General features: G+C 70.7%; 18 protein-coding genes. 6 read left to right on the top strand and 12 right to left on the bottom strand.

What is annotated here, in order from left to right:
* Positions 1–45: 45 nt before the first annotated feature.
* From rsmA to hemE, 9 genes are read right to left on the bottom strand one after another with little or no spacing between them, the layout of a single operon-like run.
* Complete coding sequence (gene rsmA / locus ACU6RU_RS04440) at positions 46–891, bottom strand: 16S rRNA (adenine(1518)-N(6)/adenine(1519)-N(6))-dimethyltransferase RsmA (RefSeq protein ID WP_120262400.1); 846 nt, start codon at positions 889–891, stop codon at positions 46–48.
* A gap of 57 nt (positions 892–948) precedes the next feature.
* Entirely contained in the window at positions 949–2,268 is a 1,320-nt protein-coding gene (hemL, locus tag ACU6RU_RS04435; RefSeq protein ID WP_120262399.1) for a glutamate-1-semialdehyde 2,1-aminomutase, read from the bottom strand.
* Entirely contained in the window at positions 2,265–3,260 is a 996-nt protein-coding gene (gene hemB, locus ACU6RU_RS04430) for a porphobilinogen synthase (RefSeq protein WP_289329694.1), read from the bottom strand. Before hemB ends, hemL begins: the two co-directional genes overlap by 4 nt.
* Entirely contained in the window at positions 3,257–4,027 is a 771-nt protein-coding gene (locus tag ACU6RU_RS04425) for a uroporphyrinogen-III synthase (RefSeq protein ID WP_446726014.1), read from the bottom strand. The genes hemB and ACU6RU_RS04425 overlap by 4 nt, the downstream gene beginning before the upstream one ends.
* Entirely contained in the window at positions 4,024–5,004 is a 981-nt protein-coding gene (hemC, locus tag ACU6RU_RS04420; protein WP_289329695.1) for a hydroxymethylbilane synthase, read from the bottom strand. The genes ACU6RU_RS04425 and hemC overlap by 4 nt, the downstream gene beginning before the upstream one ends.
* Positions 5,001–6,215, bottom strand: coding sequence for a ferrochelatase (locus tag ACU6RU_RS04415; protein ID WP_289329696.1), 1,215 nt, complete (start codon positions 6,213–6,215; stop codon positions 5,001–5,003). The genes hemC and ACU6RU_RS04415 overlap by 4 nt, the downstream gene beginning before the upstream one ends.
* Entirely contained in the window at positions 6,215–6,904 is a 690-nt protein-coding gene (hemQ, locus tag ACU6RU_RS04410; RefSeq protein ID WP_120262395.1) for a hydrogen peroxide-dependent heme synthase, read from the bottom strand. The genes ACU6RU_RS04415 and hemQ overlap by 1 nt, the downstream gene beginning before the upstream one ends.
* Entirely contained in the window at positions 6,901–8,319 is a 1,419-nt protein-coding gene (locus tag ACU6RU_RS04405; RefSeq protein ID WP_446726013.1) for a protoporphyrinogen/coproporphyrinogen oxidase, read from the bottom strand. Before ACU6RU_RS04405 ends, hemQ begins: the two co-directional genes overlap by 4 nt.
* The gene (hemE, locus tag ACU6RU_RS04400; protein WP_259455327.1) at positions 8,304–9,374 is read right to left on the bottom strand and encodes a uroporphyrinogen decarboxylase; all 1,071 of its coding nucleotides are present in this window, start codon (positions 9,372–9,374) and stop codon (positions 8,304–8,306) included. The genes ACU6RU_RS04405 and hemE overlap by 16 nt, the downstream gene beginning before the upstream one ends.
* Before the next feature lie 116 nt (positions 9,375–9,490).
* On the opposite strand from hemE, the gene ACU6RU_RS04395 reads away from it, so the two are divergent.
* Positions 9,491–10,807, top strand: a complete 1,317-nt coding sequence (locus ACU6RU_RS04395) for a glutamyl-tRNA reductase (RefSeq protein WP_446726012.1) — start codon at positions 9,491–9,493, stop codon at positions 10,805–10,807.
* Entirely contained in the window at positions 10,804–11,781 is a 978-nt protein-coding gene (locus ACU6RU_RS04390) for a LacI family DNA-binding transcriptional regulator (RefSeq protein ID WP_446726011.1), read from the top strand. The genes ACU6RU_RS04395 and ACU6RU_RS04390 overlap by 4 nt, the downstream gene beginning before the upstream one ends.
* 4 nt (positions 11,782–11,785) lie before the next feature.
* Here the strand turns inward: ACU6RU_RS04390 and ACU6RU_RS04385 are convergent, their stop codons facing one another.
* Genes ACU6RU_RS04385 through ACU6RU_RS04375 form a run of 3 tightly spaced genes read right to left on the bottom strand, consistent with a single transcriptional unit; the run spans position 11,786 to position 15,371 of the window.
* On the bottom strand, positions 11,786–12,724 hold the full coding sequence (locus ACU6RU_RS04385) for a TatD family hydrolase (RefSeq protein ID WP_446726010.1): 939 nt from the start codon (positions 12,722–12,724) through the stop codon (positions 11,786–11,788).
* 2 nt (positions 12,725–12,726) lie between these two features.
* A complete protein-coding gene (gene metG, locus ACU6RU_RS04380) occupies positions 12,727–14,295 on the bottom strand; it encodes a methionine--tRNA ligase (protein WP_446726009.1) in 1,569 nt (522 codons plus the stop codon).
* A gap of 59 nt (positions 14,296–14,354) precedes the next feature.
* Positions 14,355–15,371 carry a LacI family DNA-binding transcriptional regulator gene (locus tag ACU6RU_RS04375; protein ID WP_120262390.1) on the bottom strand — a complete coding sequence of 339 codons (1,017 nt, stop codon included), beginning with the start codon at positions 15,369–15,371 and terminating at the stop codon, positions 14,355–14,357.
* Between the two features lie 198 nt (positions 15,372–15,569).
* On the opposite strand from ACU6RU_RS04375, the gene ACU6RU_RS04370 reads away from it, so the two are divergent.
* The 4 genes from ACU6RU_RS04370 (at position 15,570) to ACU6RU_RS04355 (ending at position 21,554) form a co-directional block, all read left to right on the top strand.
* Positions 15,570–17,591, top strand: a complete 2,022-nt coding sequence (locus tag ACU6RU_RS04370; protein WP_446726008.1) for a beta-galactosidase — start codon at positions 15,570–15,572, stop codon at positions 17,589–17,591.
* Between the two features lie 147 nt (positions 17,592–17,738).
* The gene (locus tag ACU6RU_RS04365; RefSeq protein ID WP_120262388.1) at positions 17,739–18,971 is read left to right on the top strand and encodes a sugar ABC transporter substrate-binding protein; all 1,233 of its coding nucleotides are present in this window, start codon (positions 17,739–17,741) and stop codon (positions 18,969–18,971) included.
* Between the two features lie 61 nt (positions 18,972–19,032).
* Positions 19,033–20,661: an ABC transporter permease subunit gene (locus ACU6RU_RS04360; RefSeq protein ID WP_289329703.1), complete on the top strand. Its 1,629-nt coding sequence runs from the start codon at positions 19,033–19,035 to the stop codon at positions 20,659–20,661.
* On the top strand, positions 20,661–21,554 hold the full coding sequence (locus tag ACU6RU_RS04355; protein WP_120262386.1) for a sugar ABC transporter permease: 894 nt from the start codon (positions 20,661–20,663) through the stop codon (positions 21,552–21,554). Before ACU6RU_RS04360 ends, ACU6RU_RS04355 begins: the two co-directional genes overlap by 1 nt.
* The last annotated feature ends 19 nt before the right edge of the window (positions 21,555–21,573 follow it).

The following is a 21,573-nucleotide window of genomic DNA, read 5'->3' as shown; positions in this document are numbered from 1 at the left end:
TTACCGGCATGTTTCGGGAGAACCCGATGACGCGCTGATGATCATTCAGTGAACGGATGCCGCCAACCGCACGAAATCGTCGATCGTGAGCTGTTCGCCGCGCAGCGTCGGGTCGATCCCGGCGGCCTCGAGCGCCGCAGACGCCGATGCCGCGGTACCGCCGAACAGCGGCGAGACGGCCTGGCGGAGCATCTTGCGTCGCTGGCCGAAAGCCGCGTCGATGATCTGGAACGTGCGCCGGCGGAGGGCTTCGTCGCCGCGCGCGTCGGTGTCGCGTTCGAAGGCGACCAGCAGGCTGTCGACGTTCGGGACGGGCCAGAACACCTGCCGCGAGACCGTGCCGGCCAGACGCCATGACCCGTACCACGCGGCCTTCGCGCTCGGCGAGCCGTAGATCTTCGAGCCGGGCGCGGCGGCGAGGCGTTCGGCGACCTCGGCCTGCACCATGACGACGCCGCGCTGGAGGTAGGGGAAGGTCTCGAGGAAGTGCAGCAGCACGGGCACACTGACGTTGTACGGCAGGTTCGCGACCAGCACGGTCGGCTCGCCTGGCAGCTCGGTCACCCGCATGGCATCGGCGTCGACGACCGTGAGCGCGTCGTCGGCGACACCGTGTCTGGCGGCGGTGACCGGGAGGTGCGCGGCGAGGCGGTGATCGATCTCGACCGCCGTGACGCGGGCACCGGTTTCGAGGATCGCCAGGGTCAGCGACCCCAGGCCCGGCCCGATCTCGACGACGCGTTCGTCGGGCTGAACGCGTGCCGCGTGGACGATCTTGCGTACCGTGTTGGCGTCGACGACGAAGTTCTGCCCGAGCTTCTTCGTGGGAGTCACGTCGAGTTCGGCCGCGAGGGCGCGGATCTCGGCGGCACCGAGGAGGGTCACAGGCATGAGGACCAGCCTAGTTGGGCGGCGCCGCGTCGCCCCGCGGACGACGCGGCGCCCGGGTCAGCTGTCTGCGGACGCGGCGGCAGCTGCTCGTGCGGCGCCCGGCAGCGCCTCGAGGATGCGCCCGAGAGCGACGTCGTCGTGTGCCGCGGTGAGGAACCACGCCTCGAAGGCCGAGGGCGGAAGCGACACCCCCGCGTCGAGCATCGCGTGGAAGAAGGCGGCGTAGGCGCCGGCATCCTGACGCGTCGCCGTCTCGTAGTCGGGTACGCCGGCGACGACGGCGGCACCGAAGAAGACGCTGAAGAGCGTTCCGGCACGCTGGACGACGTGGGGCACGCCCGCGGCGTCGAGCGCCGCGGATGCCGCCACCGAGACGGTGTCAGCCGCGCGTGAGATGCGGTCGTACACCCCGGCGTCGGCGAGGCGGAGGGTGGCGAGACCCGCGGCGACCGCGACAGGGTTACCCGAGAGCGTGCCGGCCTGGTACACCGGGCCCAGGGGTGCGAGCAGGTCCATGATCTCGGCACGACCGGCGAGAGCGGCCACGGGGAGGCCCCCGCCGACCACCTTGCCGAAGGTCAGCAGGTCGGGCGCGATGTCCTCCCCCGCCTGGCGCAGGACGCCCCAGTAGCCCGACGGGCCGGAGCGGAATCCGGTGAGCACCTCGTCGCTGATGAGCAGCGCGCCGTGGCGGTTCGTCAGCTCGCGGAGGAACGTCGTGAAGCCCGGGGCGGGTGGGACGACACCCATGTTCGCGCCCGCGGCCTCGGTGATCACCGCGGCGATGTTCGCACCGTGCTCGGCGAAGACCGCCTCGAGGGCCGCCTCGTCGTTGTAGGGCACCACCAGCGTCTGCGCGGCGATCGGCGCCGGGACCCCGGCCGAGCCCGGGAGCGCGAGGGTCGCGAGTCCCGAGCCCGCCTGCGCGAGCAGTCCGTCGGAATGCCCGTGGTAGTGCCCCGAGAACTTCACCAGCAGATCACGCCCGGTGGCACCGCGGGCGAGCCGGATAGCGGTCATCGTCGCCTCCGTGCCGGTGGAGACGAGGCGGATCTTCTCGGCGATCGGCACGCGGCGGCGGATCTCCTCGGCCAGCTCCGTCTCGGCGGGGGTCGAGGCGCCGAACGACAGTCCGCGACGAGCGGCGTCGACGACGGCATCGATGACCCCGGGATGCGCGTGGCCCACCAGAGCGGGTCCCCAGCTCGCGACGAGGTCGACGTAGTCGCGCCCGTCCGCGTCGGTGACGTATGGTCCGCTCGCCGAGACGTAGAAGCGCGGTGTGCCGCCGACCGAGCCGAAGGCGCGGACCGGCGAGTTCACACCACCGGGGATGACGGCTCGGGCCCGATCGAACAGTTCGTCGTTGCGGCTCATGCGAAGTCCTTTCCGGCGCGGATCCAGTCGGCCACCTCACGGGCCCAGTAGGTGAGGATGACATCGGCGCCGGCCCGGCGGATGCCCACGAGGGATTCCGCGATCGTGCGCTCGCGATCGATCGCGCCGGCACGCGCGGCGAGCTCGATCATCGCGTACTCCCCCGACACCTGGTAAGCCCACACGGGCACGGTGGCGGCGTCGGCGACGCGCGCCAGCACGTCGAGGTAGGGGCCTGCGGGCTTGACCATGACGTAGTCGGCGCCCTCGGCGATGTCCTGCATGGCCTCGGCGACGCCCTCGCGGCCGTTGGCGGGGTCGAGCTGGTACGTGCGGCGGTCGCCCTGCAGGGTCGACTCGACGGCGTCGCGGAACGGTCCGTAGTACGCCGAGGCGTACTTCGCCGAATAGGCCAGGAGTGCGACGTCGGTGTGCCCGGCCGCGTCGAGCGCGCCACGGATGACCGCGACCTGACCGTCCATCATCCCCGAGAGCCCGAGCACTTCCGCGCCCGCCCGGGCCTGAGCCAGCGCCATCTGCGCGTAGACCTCGAGGGTGGCGTCGTTGTCGACCGAGCCGTCGGCGGCGAGCAGACCGCAGTGGCCGTGGTCGGTGAACTCGTCGAGGCAGAGGTCCGCCTGCACCGTGATGCGCCCCTGCGCGGCATCGCGCGCGACCCGGATGGCGCGGTTGAGGATGCCGTCCTCGGCGACCGCGCCCGATCCCTCGGCGTCGCGGACGGCGGGCACGCCGAACAGCATGATGCCGCCGACGCCCGCGTCCGCGGCATCCGTCACGACGCCGGCGATCGCCTCGAGCGGATGCTGCATGACGCCGGGCATGCTCGCGATCGGCAGCGCCTCGTCGATGCCCTCCTTCACGAAGACGGGCAGCACGAGCTGCGCGGCGACGAGGTGGTGCTCGGTCGAGAGCCGGCGCATCGCGGGAGTGCGACGCGTGCGGCGCAGGCGACGCTCGGGGAAGGTGCTCATGGGGAATCCTCTGGTGCGGGTCGCGCGTCGAGCTCTGCGATGAGGGCGTCGACGCTCTGCGAGTGTGCGGTGTGGTGCACGGTGTAGCCGAGCTTCTCGGCGTCACGCGTGGTTCCCGGGCCGATCGAGGCGATGAACACCTCGGGTCCGGGGATGCCGACCTGGCGGCGGAGCTCGCGGCCGACGCTGAGCGACGTCAGGAGCACGGTGTCGATCGCTCCGGTGCGCACCTCGTCGGCGATCTCGGGGGTCAGGTCGACCCCCACCGTCCGGTACGCGATGCAGACGTCGACCTCGTAGCCCTGGAGCTCGAGCTCGTCGCTAATGACAGCCATCGCGAGGTCGGAGCGGAGCACGAGGCAGCGTCCCGTCGATCGCGGTGAGCGACCGGCGCACCACTGCGCGATCATGTTCGTCGCCGACGAAGTGCCGACGGGAACTAACTCGACCTCGAAGCCCGCGTCGGCGACGGCGCGCGCGGTCGGTCGCCCGACCGCGGCGATGCGGGTGCCGATCGGAATGCTCACGCGCTGCGCGACCAGCTGCTCGACGGTGGCGGCGCTCGTGATGAACACCCAGGCGTACTCGCCCGCCGCCAAGCGGGCGAACGCGGCGTCACGGGCTGCGAGGTCGCGCGGGGGCCGCGACTCGATGAGCGGGGCGATCACACCCGTCGCGCCGCGTCGCTCGACCTCGTCGCGCACGCGGTCACCCCACGCTCCGCCGCGAGGGATCAGGATGCGCCGTCCGCGCAGACCGCCGGTCATCGGCTCGTCCCCGGCAGATCGGCGATGTCCGCAGCACCGCCGTCCAGCAGTTCGGCCACGACGTCGGCGGCCACCGACTCGCGCGCGTCGTCCGAGGTCAGGTCGGCGTGCAGAGCACGCTGCGCGCGCACCGTGCGCTCGCCATCGGGGGCGTAGACCTCGGCGACGAAGACGGATTCGGCCGCCAGCCCGGTGACGGAGATGCCGACCGGGGCGGCGCATCCGGCCTCCAGGCGGCGCAGGACCGCACGCTCGAGAAGGGCCCGCGACGACGATTCGACGTCGTCGACCCGGGCGACGGAACGCCCGATGGGTCCGTCGACATCGGCGGTGCGGATCTCGACCGCCAGGGCCCCCTGCCCGGCCGAGGTCGGCCAGCGGTCGAGGGGGAAGACCTCGCCGATGGCCGCGTCGCGCTCGATCCGCCGCAGCCCCGCCTCGGCGAGGACGATCGCGTCGTACTCGCCGTCGCGCATCTTGCGCAGACGCGTGTCGATGTTGCCGCGGATGTCGCGGACCCGCAGGTCGGGCCGGCGACGCAGCACCTGGGCGACGCGTCGGGGCGAACCGGTGCCGACGACCGCGCCCTCGGGCAGCCCATCGAGGGTCGCCTCGGCGATGGGACCGCACAGGACGTCCCGCTGCGGCGCCCGCGGCGGGACGGCGCCGATCGTCAGCCCCGGATACGGCGCGGTGGGCAGATCCTTCATCGAGTGCACGACGAGGTCGCAGTCGCCGCGGAGGAGCGCCTCACGCAGCGCCGTGGCGAAGACCCCGGTTCCGCCCATCTGGGCGAGCGAGCCGGTCAGGACGTCGCCGTCCGTCGTGATCTCGACGAGTTCGACGGCGATTCCGGTCGCCGCCGTGATCGCGTCGGCGACATGCCGCGACTGGGTCGTCGCGAGCAGGCTCGCGCGCGTTCCCAGGCGCAGGACCGGCTCGGTCGACCTGTCGACGTCGGGTGCGGCGGCTGTCACGGCGCCACCCCCGCGAGCGCAGGCTGGAAGCCCAGCCGCTTGTTCTCGCAGCATCCCGGCCGGCACACGTCGTACCACGGGCCCAACGACGTCACCGCAGGGCGCTCCTCGACCGGCGTTCCGTTCAGTCGCTCTTCCACGAGGTCGACCAGACCCGCGACGTAGGCCGGGTGCGTGCTCGGCGAGGCGGTGCGAACGGCGAACAGACCGTGCTCCTCGGCCGTCTCCATCGCCTCGGTGTCGAGGTCCCACAGCACTTCCATGTGGTCGCTGACGAATCCGAGCGGCACGATGAGCACGGCCTTGCGGCCGGCGGCAGGAAGCTCCGCGATCGCGTCGTTGATGTCGGGCTCGAGCCACGGCACGGACGGCGGGCCGGAGCGGCTCTGGAACACCAGCTGCCAGGGGCTCGTCGTGCCGAGCTCGGCCACGATCGCCTCGGCCACCGCGGTGTGCTGCGCGACATATGCGCCTCCGGGGCCGAAGCCGCGCTCGGGCGGGCCGGAACGGTCGGCGTCGGAGTTGGGGATCGAGTGCGTCGAGAAGAGGATCTCGATGTCGGCGTCGGCGATGCCGCGCTCGCGCACCTTCGCCAGACCCTCGCGGATCCCGTCGACGAACGGGGCGACGAACCCGGGGTGGTCGAAGAACTGCCGCACCTTGTCGATCTCGATCTCGCCCGCCAGGCTCGTCGCCTCCATCGCGTCGGCCAGGTCTTCGCGATACTGGCGGCACGACGAGTACGAGCTGTAGGCGCTGGTCGCGATCGCGATGACGCGCCGGTGTCCATCGGCGTGCAGCTCGCGCAGCGCGTCGTCGACGTACGGCATCCAGTTGCGGTTGCCCCAGTAGACCGGAAGCCCGAGCCCGCGCGCGGCGATCTCCGCCTCGAGCGCGGCCTTCAGCTCGCGGTTGTGCTGGTTGATGGGCGAGACTCCGCCGAAGTGACGGTAGTGGTGGGCGACCTCCTCGAGGCGCTCATCCGGGATACCGCGCCCCGCGGTGACGTTGCGGAGGAACGGCAGGACGTCGTCCTGCCCCTCCGGCCCACCGAAACCGAGCAGCAGCAGCGCGTCGTACGACGTGGGCTCGCTCACGTGCGGCGCTCCCCCGCATGAGGCGGGGCCCGCCGCGGGGACCGCGCAGCCCGGGGCGCACGGCGGCGCGCTCTGCGCGCGCGGCGGCTTGGGTCGGAACTCGTTCGCGCTCATCAGGACAGCACCTCCGCCAGTTCGGACACCTCGACGCGTCGGCCGGTGTAGAAGGGGACCTCTTCGCGGACGTGTCGCCGCGCATCGGTGGCGCGCAGATCGCGCATGAGGTCGACGAGGCTGATCAGCTCGTCGCTCTCGAGGGGCAGCAGCCACTCGTAGTCGCTGAGGGCGAAGGTCGAGACCGTGTTCGCGATGACGTCCGAGAACTTCGCACCGCGACGGCCGTGCTGGGCGAGCATCGCCGAGCGCTCTTCCTCGGGAAGCAGGTACCACTCGTAGCTGCGCACGAACGGGTAGAGGCACAGCCACTCGCGGGCGTGCTCGCCGCGGAGATAGCCGGGGACGTGACGCTTGTTGAACTCCGCCTCGCGGTGCACGCCCATCGCGCTCCACTCGAGGTCGAAGGCGGCCAGCGCCGCTGTGCGGCGCAGCTCGCGCAGTGCGCGCTGCAACGCCGCCGGGTCGTCGTCGGAGCCGGGAGCGGTGTGCAGCCAGACCATCAGGTCGGCGCCTGCCCGCATGCCGGTGACGTCGTACAGACCGCGCACCGTCACACCGGCGCCGGGCAGTCCGCCCACGACGCGCTCGAGCTCGGCGAGGTCGGCATCGGTGGGAGCCTGCGGGCGCGGGCGGGGGCCGGCGAGGATCGCGAAGAGCGTGTAACCGAGTGGAACCTGTTCGGTCATCGGAAGTCCTTTCGAACGGAGGAATCGGCGAGAAGTTCGTGCGCGAGAGCGCGGGCATGCGGGATGACGGATGCGAGACCCGTTCCGGCGGCGACGGCTCCGGTGACGTGGATGCCGCGGGCCGCGGCATCCATCACCGTCGCGGTCCACGCGTCGGACTCGGCCGGGACCACGGCGTCGCGCCATCGGGTCGTGATGACCTCACCGATGTCGTCACGGTCGACGCGCGCACCGGTGAGGTGCGAGATCTCGCGTGCCACGGCCCCAGCGGAGTCGAGACCCGTGGTGTCGTCGGCGCGCGCCGACAGGCGGACGAGGTGGGTCCCCTCCGGCAGTGCTTCTCGCGCCCAGGCCCATTTCGCGTCGATGTGGGTGAGTGCCTTGGCGGCGGTGCGCGCGTCGGGCGCGACGATGACGCCCGATCCGACGGGTTCTGCTGCGAGGTCGGGCGCGGTGACGGCCGCGGTGAGCAGGCGGACGGCTGGCTGGATCGGCGCGGTCGCCGCCGCGTCGATCGCGCCGCTGTCCTGCCCGAGCAGGGTCGCCGCGCCACGCGGGCCGGTCGCGATCACGACCACGCCGGCGCGGATGGTCGCGCCGTCGGCGAGCGTCACCGTCGCGCCGGACACGCGTTCGGCGACGAGGTGCGCCACGGCCGCACCGGTGCGGATCACCGCGCCGCGCTCGACGGCGAGAGCCGCGACCGCATCGGCGAGCCGCCACATGCCGCCCGAGATCCCGCCGACCGCGGTGCCACCGGGAGCGTTCGGGGCGACCTCCGCCGCTGCGGCGAGCAACGAGCCGGTGCGCTCGAACGCCGCCCACATCTTCGGGTGGAGCCGCGGCAGCGGAACCGCCGCGGCCGGCTGCGAGTAGATGCTGCGGCACAGCGGATCGACCAGGTCGCGGACGAGCCCCGCGCCGAGGCGCTCCTCGACGACATCCGCGAGCGACGCGGTCGGGTCGATCGGCGCGTCGAGCATCTCGGCCGCGGCCCGCTCGGCCGCGCGGGCGCCGATGATCGCGACGACGTCGGGGGCGAGAGGGTCGGCAGGGATGCCGATGACCGTTCGTCGCGGCAGCGGCAGTCGACTCCAGCGGGGGCCGGGCAGTCCGACGCCGTGCTGCGAGACCAGATGGGCCGGACCCGACCGTGGCGCGACGACCTCGAGCGGCAGCGCGTAGTCGGCGATGAGTCGCGGCACCGCGTCGGTGCGCTTGGCGAACGACTCCGCGCCCAGGTCGACGTCGATGCCGGCGATGCGTCCGCGGCGCAGCATCCCGCCGATCTGGTCATCGGACTCGACGACCATGACCCGCGCACCCGCGGTGACGGCCTCGAGCGCGACGACGAGTCCGGCGATACCGGCCCCGACGACGATGACGTCGGTCTCGACGGTCACGCCGATCGCCACCCGTGGACGGTGCGCACGACCGAGCTGATGGCGTCGGGGTCGGCTTCCATCGGCACCCCGTGGCCGAGGTTGAACACGTGGGCGCGCGCTGCGCGCCCGGCCTCGAGGATGCGGACGATCGCGGCATCGCGCACCTCTGCGGGGGCGAACAGCAGCGCGGGATCGAGGTTGCCCTGCAGCGTGAGGTCGCCGCCCACCCGACGGGCCGCTTCATCCAGTGGCACGCGGTAGTCGACGCCGAGGGCGTCGATGCCGATCGACGCCATGTCGCGCAGGATCTCCCCCGTGCCGACACCGAAGTGGACGAGCGGGATGTGATCGATGCCGGCACCCGCCGGGACCGGAAGGGCGCGCACCGCCTCGAGCGAGGCAGCCGATGCCGGCAGCGCTGCGGCTCGATAGTCCTCGGGGGGCAGACCCCCCGCCCACGAGTCGAACAGTTGAGCCGCGCTGGCGCCGGACTCGACCTGCAATGCGAGGAACTCGCCGGTCACCCGGGCAAGCCACTCCGTGAGGGCGCGCCACGCGGCCGGATCTTCATGGATCAGGCGACGGGCAGCCAAGTGATCCTTCGACGGCCCTCCCTCGACGAGGTAGGCGGCGAGGGTGAACGGGGCTCCGGCGAAGCCGATGAGCGGCAGCGGTTCGCCGCGCGACTCCGACTCCTCGGCCAGCATCCCCGTGGTCAGCTCGACGGCGCGGGCGATGGCCTCGCCGCGCTCGCGAACGAGACGCGGGTCGATCTCGACCGCGCGGGCGATGTCGGCCGCCGTCCGGAGCGGGCGCGCGAAAACCGGTCCGCGTCCGGCCGCGATCTCGACCTCGATGCCGAGGATCGCCAGCGGAACGATGATGTCGCTGAAGAAGATGGCGGCGTCGACGCCGTGACGGCGCACCGGTTGCAGCGTGATCTCGCTCGCCAGCTCGGGGGTCAGGCATGCGTCGAGCATCGATCCCTGCGACCGCAGCGCGCGGTACTCGGGCAGTGACCGGCCGGCCTGGCGCATGAACCAGACGGGGGTCTTCTCGACGCGTTCGCCGAGCAGGGTGCGCACGAGCCGGCTCGAGCCGGTGGCGTGCGTGACGAGAGGGTGGGCGGATGCCGGAATGATGATCTCCTCGAATGAGTTAATCGATATACTAGTCACGATTCCAGGGGGTTTTTCCGCACGTGCTCGTCGCTCTCACCGCGCATCAGCGCTCCACACCGCTCGCTTCACTCGAGCGACTCTCCGTCATCGGCGACGAAGTCGGCACCCGGTTGACAGAGGCTCATGAAGCCATCCAGGGCGCCGTGGTCCTTGCGACCTGCAACCGCTTCGAGGCCTACTTCGACCTGCGCGACGACGCCGACTTCCCCTCGACGATCCCGGCGATGGATGCGGCCATGGAAGAGATCGCGAAGCTGAGCGACCTGCCCTATCGGACCGTCCGCGAGACCGTGGACTTCGCGCACGGCAACAAGGTCGCCCACCACCTGTTCTCCGTCGCATCGGGCCTCGACTCGGTCGCCGTGGGCGAAGACGAGATCGCGGGCCAGGTGCGTCGAGCCCTCGACGACGCGCGGCGCGGCGGGCTGACCACCGCGCCCCTCGAACACCTCTTCCAGCGCGCGACGGAGACCTCGCGCGCCGTGAAGAACAGCACGCGCATCGGCGAGTCGGGCCGCTCTCTCGTTCGGCTCGCGCTCGAGCTCGCGTCCTCCCGCGTGGCCGACTGGTCGACGGTGCGGGTGCTGCTGGTGGGCACGGGCCGGTACGCCGCAGCATCCCTCGCCGCCCTGCGCGACAAGGGCGCCGTCGACGTGCGTGTGCACTCGCGATCGGGACGCAGCCGGTTCGCGCAACGCGAGCACCTCGTCGCCATCGACGCCGAGCACTACGCCGACGAAGCAGCGGCCGCCGACGTCATCGTCACCTGCACCACGACCACCGACACCTACGCCCTGACCGCGTCCGACCACGCCGCCCGACGCGCCGGCGCCGATCGCACGCAGCTGATCATCGACCTGGGCCTGCCACGCAACGTCGACCCGGCGCTGCGCGACGTTCCCGACATCGAGCTGCTCGACCTCGAGACGATCCGCGTCCACGCCCCCATCGACGAGTTCGCCACCCTCGACGAGGCGCGCGAGATCGTCGCCGGCGCTGCCGCCCGCCATGCCGCGGCCCGGCGCGTGCACGAAGTCGCACCCTCGGTCGTCGCGATGCGGGGATACATCACCGGCATCCTCGACGATGAGCTCGAACGCTCCCGTCTGCGCGGCGAGTCGCCCCAGGTCGAGGCGGCATTGCGGCACTTCTCCGGCGTGCTGCTGCACCGTCTCATCGCGCAGGGGCACACCCTGGCGTCGTCGGGCTCGGGCGCCGCCTGGGCAGACGCCGTAGCAACGGTCTTCCCCACGGCGACCGACGCCCCCGCATCCGCCGGCTCCGCTCCGACCGAGACCGCGCCGGGCGGGATCGAAGCGGGAGTCGGTCGGTCATGACCCGGCAGGTGACCCTGAAAGACATCGCGCTGCGCGCGGGTGTCTCGACGGCCGCCATCAGCCAGGCCCTCAACGACCGCGGAAGCCTGCGCCCCGAGACCCGCGAGCGCATCAAGGCGATCGCCGCCGAGCTCGGCTACCAGCCCAACAAGTACGCCGCGGCGCTGCGCAGCGGCCGCACGATGTCGGTCGGCTTCGTCGTTCCGCAGGATGCCGAGCTCGATCTGTCGAAGCGCGGTGCGCTGCACCGCAGCAGGCACATCGGCGCACTCGTCAGCGCTGCGGCCGACCAGGGATTCACCGTCACGATGCTTCCCGCAGCACGGCCCGATCTGCTCCGCGGCGCACAGATCGACGTCGTCTACTTCGCCGAGGTGGCCGCCGATGACCTGCTGCTGCGCGAGGCCATCGCTCGCGGCATCCCCGTCGCCACGAACGACCTCTATGTCGACACCGAGCTGTCGATCACCGTGCGCACCGGGTACGACGAGGCCGTGCGCTCCGCCCTCGCCCTGCTCGAAGCCGGCGGAGCCCGGCGCATCGGGTTCCTCGTCGACGATGCGGGCTCACCCCGCGACGAGATCGGCGAGACGGCGTACCGCGCGTGGAGCACCGTTCGCGGTCGGGAGCCTCTCGTCGCATACCTCGACGCCGAGCACGGCGCGCTCCCCCGCCGGGTCGGCGAGCTGCGCGACGCGGGCGCCGACGCGATCTTCTCGTTCGCCGAGGAAGGCCCGGCGATCTACCTGCAGCTCGAGGAGATGGACTTCGTCATTCCGCGCGACATCCAGTTCGTCGCACTGTGCACGAGCGACTGCGCCGTGAACACCCGGCTGGGCGTCACGCACGTCTGCGTGCACCCGGAGCTCGCTCCCGCCGCGATGTTCCAGGCCCTCAGCGGCATCCGCGATGCCGCGTCACCCGATGTCGTCGATCTTCCCTGGGAGATCGTCCGCGGCTCCTCGACGCGCTGAGGCGTCAGAACTCGCCGTAGACCTCGAGGGTGTTCGCCGCGATCTGGGCCGACAGCTCATCGACATCGATTCCGAGCTCCGCGGCCATGAACCGCAGCGTCACCGGGATCAGGTAGGGCGCGTTCGGGCGCCCGCGATGCGGGGCCGGCGTGAGGAAGGGAGCGTCGGTCTCGACGAGGATGCGCTCGCGCGGCGTGACCGCGAGGGCGTCGCGCAGGTTCTGGGCGTTCTTGAACGTCACGTTCCCGGCGAAGCTGAGCCAGTAGCCGCGGTCCGTCGCGACGCGCGCCATCTCGGCGTCGCCGGAAAAGCAGTGGAACACGGTGCGCTCGGGAGCCCCCACCCGCTGCAGCGTCTCGAGGACGGCGTCATGAGCGTCGCGGTCGTGGATCTGCATCGCGACGCCGTGCTTCTTCGCCAGCGCGATGTGCGCCTCGAAACTCTCGAACTGCGCCGGCAGCCCGTCCTCCTCGGTACGGAAGAAGTCGAGGCCCGTCTCGCCGATCGCCCGCACGCGGGGCTGCGCGGCGAGCTCGTCGATGACGCCGATCGCCTCGTCGAGTCGCCCGGCCGCGGCGTACAGCGGCGCCTCGTTCGGGTGGATGGCGACGGCGGCGAGGACGCGCGGGTGCGACGCCGCCGCCCACGCCGACCACCGCGACGAGTCGATGTCTCCGCCAGCCTGGACGACGCCGATCACGCCGACGGATGCCGCGAGTTCGAGCTGCTCCCCGAGCGAGCGGGGCTCGTCGCCGTCCTCGATCTCGAGGTGGGTGTGGTTGTCGTAGACCGGTACCGCGAGCGGTTCGGGCGCCCCCGGCCAGCGCACATCCCGCGCCGCCTGCGAACGCTGCCGCACATACTTCGACACGTCATCCGTCGACTCGCCCCGAAGTGACGGTGTCGGGGTGGCCGGATCGGCGCTTTCTGGCGAGTCGACCATGCTTACGCAGGCTGCTCGACGCGCGGGAACAGCGGGGCGAGGCCGTTGACCGTCGTGCCGGCGCGCAGCACACCCCACGTGCCCGCCTCGCGCAGCGGCTGGTCCTCGATGCGGGCGTCGATACCGAGCGCCTCCCACAGCTTGCGCGTCGACTCGGGCATCACCGGCGACAGCAGCACCGCGAGCGCTCGCAGCCCCTCGGCCGCGGTGTACAGCACCGTGCCCAGTCGTGCCCGCTTGGCGTCGTCCTTCGCGAGAGCCCACGGCTCGTTCTCGGTGATGTAGCCGTTCAGCGCGTCGACGATCGTCCAGATGGCACCGATCGCCTCGTCGGGCCGGAACCGTTCCATCGCGGCATCCGCGGCGGTGGCGGCGTCCGCAACGACCCGTTGGATCGCGAGATCGCCCTCGGCGTACTCGGCCGGCGCGGGCACGATCGCCTCGTAGTAACGCTCGATCATCGCGATCGTGCGCGACGCGAGGTTGCCGAATCCGTTGGCGAGCTCGGCCTGGTATCGCGCGGACAGGTCCTCCCACGAGAACGAACCGTCCTGACCGAATGCGATCGCCGACAGGAAGTAGAACCGGTACGCGTCCGACCCGAACACGTCGGTGATCTCGGTCGGCGCGATGCCGGTGAGCTTCGACTTCGACATCTTCTCGCCGCCGACGAGCAGCCAGCCGTGCGCGAACACGCCGCGCGGCACGTCGAGGCCCGCGGCCATCAGCATCGCGGGCCAGATCACCGCGTGGAACCGCAGGATGTCCTTGCCCACCACGTGGTAGGCGGGCCAGCGGCGCGCGAACTCGTCCGGGTCGGTGCCGTAACCGATCGCGGTGGCGTAGTTCAGCAGCGCATCGACCCACACGTAGATCACGTGCGACGGGTCCCACGGCACCGTGATGCCCCAGTCGAAGGCCGACCGCGAGATCGAGAGGTCCTTCAGCCCCGACTTCACGAACGAGACGACCTCGTTGCGCGCCGACTCCGGACGCACGAAGTCGGGCTCGTTCTTGTACAGCTCCAACAGGCGGTCCTGGAACTCGCTGAGCTTGAAGAAGTAGTTCTTCTCCTGCAGCAGCTCGAGCGGCTTCGAGTGGATGGCGCAGACCTTGAGCCCTTCGAAGGCGCCGGTGCCGTCGGCGATCTCGGCCTCGGGCTTGAACTCCTCGCATCCCACGCAGTACAGCGCGGCGTACTCGCCGGCGTAGATGTACCCGCGGTCGAAGAGCGTCTGGACGAAGACCTTCACGCGCTCCTCGTGACGCTCCTGCGTCGTGCGGATGAAGTCGTCGTTGGCGACGTCGAGCGTGCGCAGGAGCGGGAACCACGACTCTTCGACGAGCTTGTCGACCCACTCCTGGGGAGTGACGTTGTTCGCCGCAGCGGCACGGAGCATCTTCTGACCGTGCTCGTCGGTGCCCGTCAGCATCCACGTGTCGTCGCCGGCTTGGCGGTGCCAGCGCGCGAGCGTGTCCACCGCCACCGTCGTGTAGCCGTGCCCGATGTGGGGCAGGTCGCTCGGGTAGTAGATCGGCGTGGTGATGTAGAAACTGCGGCCGTTGCTCACCCCGAGATTCTAGTTCGAGTGGGCGGACCGCCGGTGCCGTGTGTCGACGCGGCGGGGCGTCAGGCCGTCTCGCGCACGATGAGGGATGTCGGCAGCACGAGGGGTTCCGGCTCCGCCCCGGCGATCACCTGCAGCACCATGTCGACCATGGCCGAGCTGATCTCGTTCCACGGCTGCCGCATCGTCGTCAGCGGCGGGTCGTGCGTCGCCGCGAGTCCCGAATCGTCGAAGCCGGCGACGGCGATGTCGTCGGGCACGCGACGCCCGGTGCGACGGATGGCGGCGATCGCACCGACGGCCATGACGTCGGATGCCGCGAAGACGGCATCGATGTCGGGCGCCCGCTCGAGCAGCCGTGTCATCGCCGCCGCGCCTGCGTCACTCGAATAGACGTCCTGCTCGACGAGTTCGGGGTCGAACAGGTCACCCATCTCGTCGCGGAAGCCCTGCAGGCGGTACCGGCCGCCCGGGGTGTCGTCGGGACCGGTGATCACCGCGATGCGACGGTGACCGCGCGAGAGAAGGTGACGCGTCATGGTGCGCGCGGACTCCTGCTCGTCGACCGAGACGGTGGGGACGTGCGCCCGATCGCCGAGGGGGACACCGGTGCACACCGTGGGCACCCCCGCGGAGATCAGCGAGGCGAGCAGCGGGTTCGACTCGTGGGACGAGATGAGCAGCACGCCGTCGACGTGCCCCGCGCGCACGTACCGCTCGACGTTGGCCCGCTCCGCCGCGGTGTCGGCGATCATCAGAACCAGGGTCATCGACCGTTGCGCGAGGGCCTCGGTCGCACCCCGCAGGAGCAGGGCGAAGGTCGGGTCGGCGAAGAGCAGGTGCTGCGGCTCGGTCAGCAGGAAGGCGAGCGAGTTCGAGCGTCCCGTCGCCAGGCTGCGCGCGGCGTGGTTGGCGGTGTATCCGGTCTCGCGGATCGCACGGTCGACGGCTTCCCGCGCCTCGGGCGAGACCCAGTGTCCGCCGTTGATGACGCGCGACACGGTGCCGTGCGAGACGCCGGCCGCCGCCGCGACGTCGCGGATGGTCGGTTTGCGCGACGCGCCGATGGAGCCGTTCACGTCGGCGAGCCTACTCCGCGAGGCACGCCGGGGCCGGCACGCCTCGCGATGAGACGCCGCGTCTGGCACAAGAGCTGGGACCGGTCACAGTTCGATAACGACGCGTGTCCGGGATGGCGGGCTCGCTTACAGTTATCGCACACCCTGTGACCGGTCACAGTACGACCGGCGCATTCGAGAGACACGAGGACGCGTTTCATGCCTGCGAGCGTTTGGCCGGCCATCGACGGGATCGCCTACGGCGGCGACTACAACCCGGAGCAGTGGCCCCGCGAGATCTGGCGTGAAGACGTCCGCCTCATGCGCGAGGCGGGCGTGAACCTCGTCAGCGTCGGCATCTTCTCGTGGGCGCTCATCGAGACGAGCGAGGGCGTGTTCGACTTCGAGTGGCTCGACGAGATCATCGGCCTGCTCCACGAGAACGGCATCGCCGTCGACCTCGGCACCCCGACGGCGTCGCCGCCGGCCTGGTTCTTCGCCGCCCACCCCGACGCCCGCGCCGTCAACCGCGACGGCGTGGTCATGGGCTTCGGCTCGCGCGGCATGGCCTCGCACTCCGCTCCCGCGTACCGCGAGGCCGCGGTGCGCATCGCCTCGACGCTCGCCGAGCGCTACGCCGACCACCCGGCGGTCGTGATGTGGCACGTGCACAACGAGTACGGCGTACCCGTCGGCGAGGACTACTCCGAGCATGCGCAGCGCGCGTGGCGCACCTGGCTGCAGGAGAAGTACGGGTCGCTCGACGCCCTCAACGCTGCGTGGGGCACCGCGTTCTGGGGCCAGCACTACGGCGTCTGGGACCACGTGGGCGTCCCGGCCGCCGCGCCGTCGGTCGTGAACCCGGCGCAGCGCCTCGACTTCGCCCGCTTCACCGACGCGCAGCTGCGCGCGTGCTTCATCGCCGAGCGCGACGCCATCCGGCGCTTCTCGTCTCTCCCGGTCACGACGAACTTCATGGCCAACCAGCACCACGGCTGCGACCTGTGGGCCTGGGCGCGCGAGGTCGACATCGTCTCGGACGACCACTACCTCTGGGCCGCGGACGTCGAAGGCGAGATCGGTCTGGCCATCGCCGCGGACCTCTCCCGCTCGGTCGGGGGCGGCAAGCCCTGGATCCTCATGGAGCACTCGACCTCGGCGGTCAACTGGCAGCCGCGGAACATCGCCAAGCGGCCGGGCGAGATGGCGCGCAACTCGCTCGCCCACCTCGGCCGCGGTGCGGATGGCATCCTCTTCTTCCAGTGGCGGGCCGGCCGCTCGGGGGCCGAGAAGTTCCACTCGGCGATGCTGCCGCACGCCGGCTCCGAGTCGCGTGTGTTCCGCGAGGTCGTCGACCTGGGCGCCAGGCTGAACCGCCTCTCCGAGGTGCGCGGTTCGCGTGTGCACGCCGACGTCGCGATCCTGTGGGACTTCGAGTCGTTCTGGGCGCAGGACCTGGAATGGCGTCCCTCCGAGGACGTCTCGCACGACGAACGCATCCGGGCGTTCTACGAGCGACTGTGGCGCGACAACATCACGGTCGACTTCGCCCTGCCCGGGCACGATCTCTCCGGCTACAAGCTCGTCATCGCGCCCGCGCAGTACCTCCTGCGCCAGGCCGACGCCGACAACCTCAACCGGTACGTCGAAGCCGGCGGCACGCTCGTGGTCTCGTTCTTCTCGGCCGTCGTCGATGAGAACGACGCGGTGCACCCGGGAGGCTTCGCCGCTCCGCTCGAGCCGTCTCTCGGCATCCGCGTCGAGGAGCACCTGCCCCTGCGCGCCGGGACCGCCACGACGATCGAGTTCGGCGGCGCGTCGCACACGGCAGACGTCTGGCATGAGCACCTCGTGGTCTCCGACGCCGAGGCCCGCGCGACCTACGTCGACGGACCGGGCGCGGGGATGCCGGCCGTGACGCGCAAGCGGCACGGCGCCGGCACGGGCTGGTACGTCAGCACGCGACCGGATGCCGCCGGCCTCGCCGCCATCATGGCCGAGGTCTACGCCGACGCGGGCATCGTCCCGCTCGGCGCACCCGCCGGACTCGAGATCATCCGCCGCGCGGGCGAGACCGACGACTACGTCATCGCGATCAACCACGCGGAGACGGACGCAGAGCTCGCCCTGGACGGCGTCGACCTGATGACAGGACACGCCACCCGGGGCACGCTGGAGGTGAGCGCGGGCGACGTCGCCGTCATCCGTGCTCCGCGCACAGCACACGGGAGCGGTCGATGACCGTCCCCGAGACCGAGAGACAGACGACGTCTCGCGGCAGGCACTGAGAGAAGAAGCCGACGCCATCCGGCGACGGCATCCACACCGGTCGTGACGGAGCGACCTCGCGAGAGGCCCTTCCGATCGACCACATCGGAAGGAAGATCCATGCGCAAGATCGGGACCGGCATCGTCGCCATCGCGGCGACCACCGTCCTGCTCGCCGGTTGCTCCGGCGGCAGCACCCCCAGCGAGAGCGGCAACGCCGACGAAGGTTCCGGCGGCTCGCTCGTCGTCTGGACCGACGCCAACCGCGCACCCGCCATCGAGGCGGCTGCGAAGGCGTTCGAAGAGGAGACCGGCACCAAGATCGAGCTGGTCCAGAAGAACTTCGAAGACATCCGCAACGACTTCATCAACCAGGTCCCGACCGGCGAGGGCCCCGACATCACCGTCGGCGCCCACGACTTCCTCGGCTCGTTCGTCTCGGCCGGTGTCGTCGACACGATCGACCTCGGCGACAAGGCCGACCAGATCGAGAAGGTCGCCGTCGACGCGTTCACCTACGACGGCCAGCTCTACGGCTTCCCCTACGCGCTCGAGACGATCGCGCTGGTGCAGAACACCGACCTCGTCGGCGAAGAGGCGCCGTCGTCCTTCGACGACATGATCGCCCGCGCCCAGGCGGCCGGCGCGGAGCGTCCGTTCGTCATCAACACCGCGGGCCAGAAGGGCGACGCCTACACGATGTACGGGTTCCAGACGTCGTTCGGCGCTCCCGTGTTCGTGCAGGACGCCACCGGCTCGTACACGACCGAGGTCGGCATGGGCGGCGAGGGCGGCGAGGCGTTCGCCACCTGGCTCGGCGCGCACGGCGAGGCCGGCTCGGGCGAGATCTCGACCACGATCGACTACGACACCAACAACGAGCTCTTCGCCGCCGGCACCGCCGCGTACACGGTGCAGGGACCGTGGGCCATCGAGACGCTCACCGCCAACGGCGTGAACGTCAAGGTCAACCCCATCCCGTCGGCCGGTGGCGAGACCGCTGCACCGTTCGTCGGAGTCCAGGGCTTCTACATCAGCTCGGAGAGCACGAACAAGCTGCTGGCCCAGGAGTTCCTGACCACCTACCTCGCGACCGACGACGCGCAGCGCGCGCTCTACGAGGCCGACCCGCGTCTGCCCGCCTGGAAGACGCTCGCCGCGGAGGTCTCGTCCGACCCCGTCGTGGCCGGCTTCCTGGCCTCCGCCGCTAATGGCGTGCCCCAGCCCTCGATCCCCGAGATGGGCTCGGTCTGGGACCTCTGGAACGCGGCACAGGTGCAGATCATCAAGGGCGGCGACCCCGTCAGCACCTGGAACACCATGGTGACCGACGTCCAGGCCACGATCGGCTGATCCCCTCCGGGGGCGGAGCATTCAGCTCCGCCCCCGGACCTCTCTCGTGAAGGAGATGCACATGTCGGTCCCCCAGGGAACCGTGAGCGAGAGCGCACCGCCGCCTCGCTCCCCCGATCGGTCGCAGCAGCCCGAACCGCACGGCCGACGCTGGTCGGGCATCGGCTGGGGCTTCATCGTGAAGCTCGTGCTGATGGCGATCGTCAATGCCTTCGGCCTGATGGGGGTGTTCGCCGCCGTCCAAGCCGAGTCGTGGCTCATCGCGACCGCCGCGGCCGTCCTGCTCCTCGCCGCCGACGTCGTCTACTTCACCAAGCGCGCACTGCCGCTGAAGTACCTGCTGCCGGGCTTGGCGTTCCTGCTCGTCTTCCAGGTCTTCATCTTCGGCTACACCGCGTACATCGCCTTCACCAACTACGGTGCCGGCCACGTGGGCTCGCAGGAGCAGGCGGTGGCTGCCGCCCTCGCCCAGGGCGAGCGCCGCATCGACACCTCGCCGTCGTACCCGCTCTCGGTCGTCGAGCAGGGTGGCGAGTACGGCTTCGCGATCGTCGACGACGGTGAGATCAAGGCCGGCGCCATCGACCGGCCGCTCGAGGTCGTGGGCGAGACGTCGGGCGCAGGCGCTCCCACCGATGTCCCCGGCTGGAACGTCGTGCCGCGCGGCACCTTCCTCGGCGACCCCGCCCTTCAGGAGCAGATCGTCGAGCTTCGGGTACCCGTCTCCGACGACCCCAACGACGGCTCGATCCGAACGCGCGACGGCTCCACCGGTGCGGTGTACCTGTCGACGCTGACCTGGGATGCCGACGCGCAGACCATCACCGACACGGCATCCGGCGCCGTGTACACCGCGACCGCCGACGGACGATTCGTCTCCCCTGACGGAGCGGCCCTCCCGACCGGCTGGGTCGTGAACGTCGGGTTCGACAACTTCCTGCGCCTCGCCACCGACCCCGGGCTCCTCGAGCCGCTCGCCCTCGTCACGCTCTGGACATTCGTCTGGGCGGCGCTGTCGGTGATCATCCCGTTCGCGATGGGCCTCGTCGTGGCGCTCATCTTCAACGATCCTCGGGTGAAGGGCCGCAAGGTCCTCCGGACCCTGTTCATCCTCCCCTACGCCTTCCCGGCGTTCATGTCGGCCCTGTTGTTCCGCGGCATGTTCAACGCCGAGTTCGGAGTCATCAACGAGTTCTTCTTCGGGGGCGCCAACATCGACTGGCTCGGCGACCCCTGGCTGGCTCGCATCGCCGTTCTCTTCGTCAACGTCTGGCTGACGTACCCGTACTACTTCCTGGTGTGCACGGGCGCCCTGCAGGCGCTGCCGTCCGACAGCCTCGAGGCCGCATCGATCGACGGCGCCGGGAGGTTCCGGCAGTTCCGCGCGATCGTCCTGCCGCTCGTGCTGGTGTCGACGGCTCCCCTGCTGATCTCGTCATTCGCGTTCAGCTTCAACAACTTCACCGTCATCTACATGTTCAACAGCGGCGGGCCGGCGATCCCCGGTGCGCCGTACGCGCTCGGCTCCACCGACATCCTGATCTCCGCGATCTGGCGCATCTCGGGAGTCTCGGGCGGCGCTGCCGACTACGGCCTGGCCAGCGCCCTGTCGATCCTCGTGTTCGTCGTGATCGGCGTGATCTCCGCCCTGGCGTTCCGCCAGACCCGCAAGCTGGAGGAGTACCAGTGATGTCTGCAACCACCACCGTCGCCACCACGCCCAGCCGCGTCGGGGCCCGGCGTCGCCGCTGGCTGCTCGAGGTGGGCTGGAAGTACCTCGTCGCGCTCGTCATCCTCTTCTACGCGATGTTCCCGCTGCTCTACGTCGTCTCGGCCGCGCTCAACCCGCGCGGCAGCCTCGCCGCGAGCAACCAGCTGTTCGGGGTCTTCGATGTCGCGAACTTCGCTTCGCTCGGCGGCACGTCGTACTGGACCTGGTACGGCAACACGCTGATCGTGAGCGGCGCGTCCGCGGTGGGCGCCGTGCTGATGGGAGCCGCAGCGGCCTACGCGTTCTCGCGGTTCCGCTTCCGCGGTCGCCGCGCGGGCCTGACGTCGCTCCTCATCATCCAGATGTTCCCGCAGGCGCTCGCGTTCGTCGCGATCTTCCTGATGCTGCTCGCTCTCGGCGAGGTGTTCCCCGCCCTCGGCCTGAACTCGAAGATCGCCCTCATCTGCGTCTACCTCGGCGGTGCGCTGGGTGTGAACACGTTCCTCATGTACGGCTTCTTCAACACGATCCCGATGGAGCTCGACGAGTCGGCGAAGATCGACGGCGCGACGCACGCCCAGGTGTTCTGGCGGATCATCATGCCGCTCGTGACCCCGATCCTCGCGGTCGTGGCGCTGCTGGCGTTCATCGCGTCGTTCGGCGACTACATCATCTCGAAGATCGTGCTGGTGTCGCAGGACAACTGGACGCTCGCCGTCGGGATGTTCCAGTGGGTCTCGAACCAGCTCGCCAGCAACTGGGGCCTGTTCGCAGCCGGCGCCGTGCTCGCGTCGATTCCCGTGCTGGCGCTGTTCCTCGGCCTGCAGCGGTACATCATCGGCGGACTCACGGCCGGCTCCGTGAAGGGCTGACGCGCGAGAACGCACCCTC

The sequence above is a fragment of the Microbacterium sp. F1-18 genome, from assembly GCF_052921305.1.
This window is presented reverse-complemented; position numbering and strand designations above follow the sequence as displayed.

Excerpts from the sequence above, each read along its gene's own strand:
- rsmA (WP_120262400.1), bottom strand. The coding sequence starts at position 891 with ATGCCTGTGACCCTCCTCGGTGCCGCCGAGATCCGCGCCCTCGCGGCC.
- hemL (WP_120262399.1), bottom strand. The coding sequence starts at position 2,268 with ATGAGCCGCAACGACGAACTGTTCGATCGGGCCCGAGCCGTCATCCCC.
- hemB (WP_289329694.1), bottom strand. The coding sequence starts at position 3,260 with ATGAGCACCTTCCCCGAGCGTCGCCTGCGCCGCACGCGTCGCACTCCC.
- ACU6RU_RS04425 (WP_446726014.1), bottom strand. The coding sequence starts at position 4,027 with ATGACCGGCGGTCTGCGCGGACGGCGCATCCTGATCCCTCGCGGCGGA.
- ACU6RU_RS04415 (WP_289329696.1), bottom strand. The coding sequence starts at position 6,215 with ATGAGCGCGAACGAGTTCCGACCCAAGCCGCCGCGCGCGCAGAGCGCG.
- hemQ (WP_120262395.1), bottom strand. The coding sequence starts at position 6,904 with ATGACCGAACAGGTTCCACTCGGTTACACGCTCTTCGCGATCCTCGCC.
- ACU6RU_RS04390 (WP_446726011.1), top strand. The coding sequence starts at position 10,804 with ATGACCCGGCAGGTGACCCTGAAAGACATCGCGCTGCGCGCGGGTGTC.
- ACU6RU_RS04385 (WP_446726010.1), bottom strand. The coding sequence starts at position 12,724 with ATGGTCGACTCGCCAGAAAGCGCCGATCCGGCCACCCCGACACCGTCA.
- ACU6RU_RS04370 (WP_446726008.1), top strand. The coding sequence starts at position 15,570 with ATGCCTGCGAGCGTTTGGCCGGCCATCGACGGGATCGCCTACGGCGGC.
- ACU6RU_RS04365 (WP_120262388.1), top strand. The coding sequence starts at position 17,739 with ATGCGCAAGATCGGGACCGGCATCGTCGCCATCGCGGCGACCACCGTC.
- ACU6RU_RS04360 (WP_289329703.1), top strand. The coding sequence starts at position 19,033 with ATGTCGGTCCCCCAGGGAACCGTGAGCGAGAGCGCACCGCCGCCTCGC.
- ACU6RU_RS04355 (WP_120262386.1), top strand. The coding sequence starts at position 20,661 with ATGTCTGCAACCACCACCGTCGCCACCACGCCCAGCCGCGTCGGGGCC.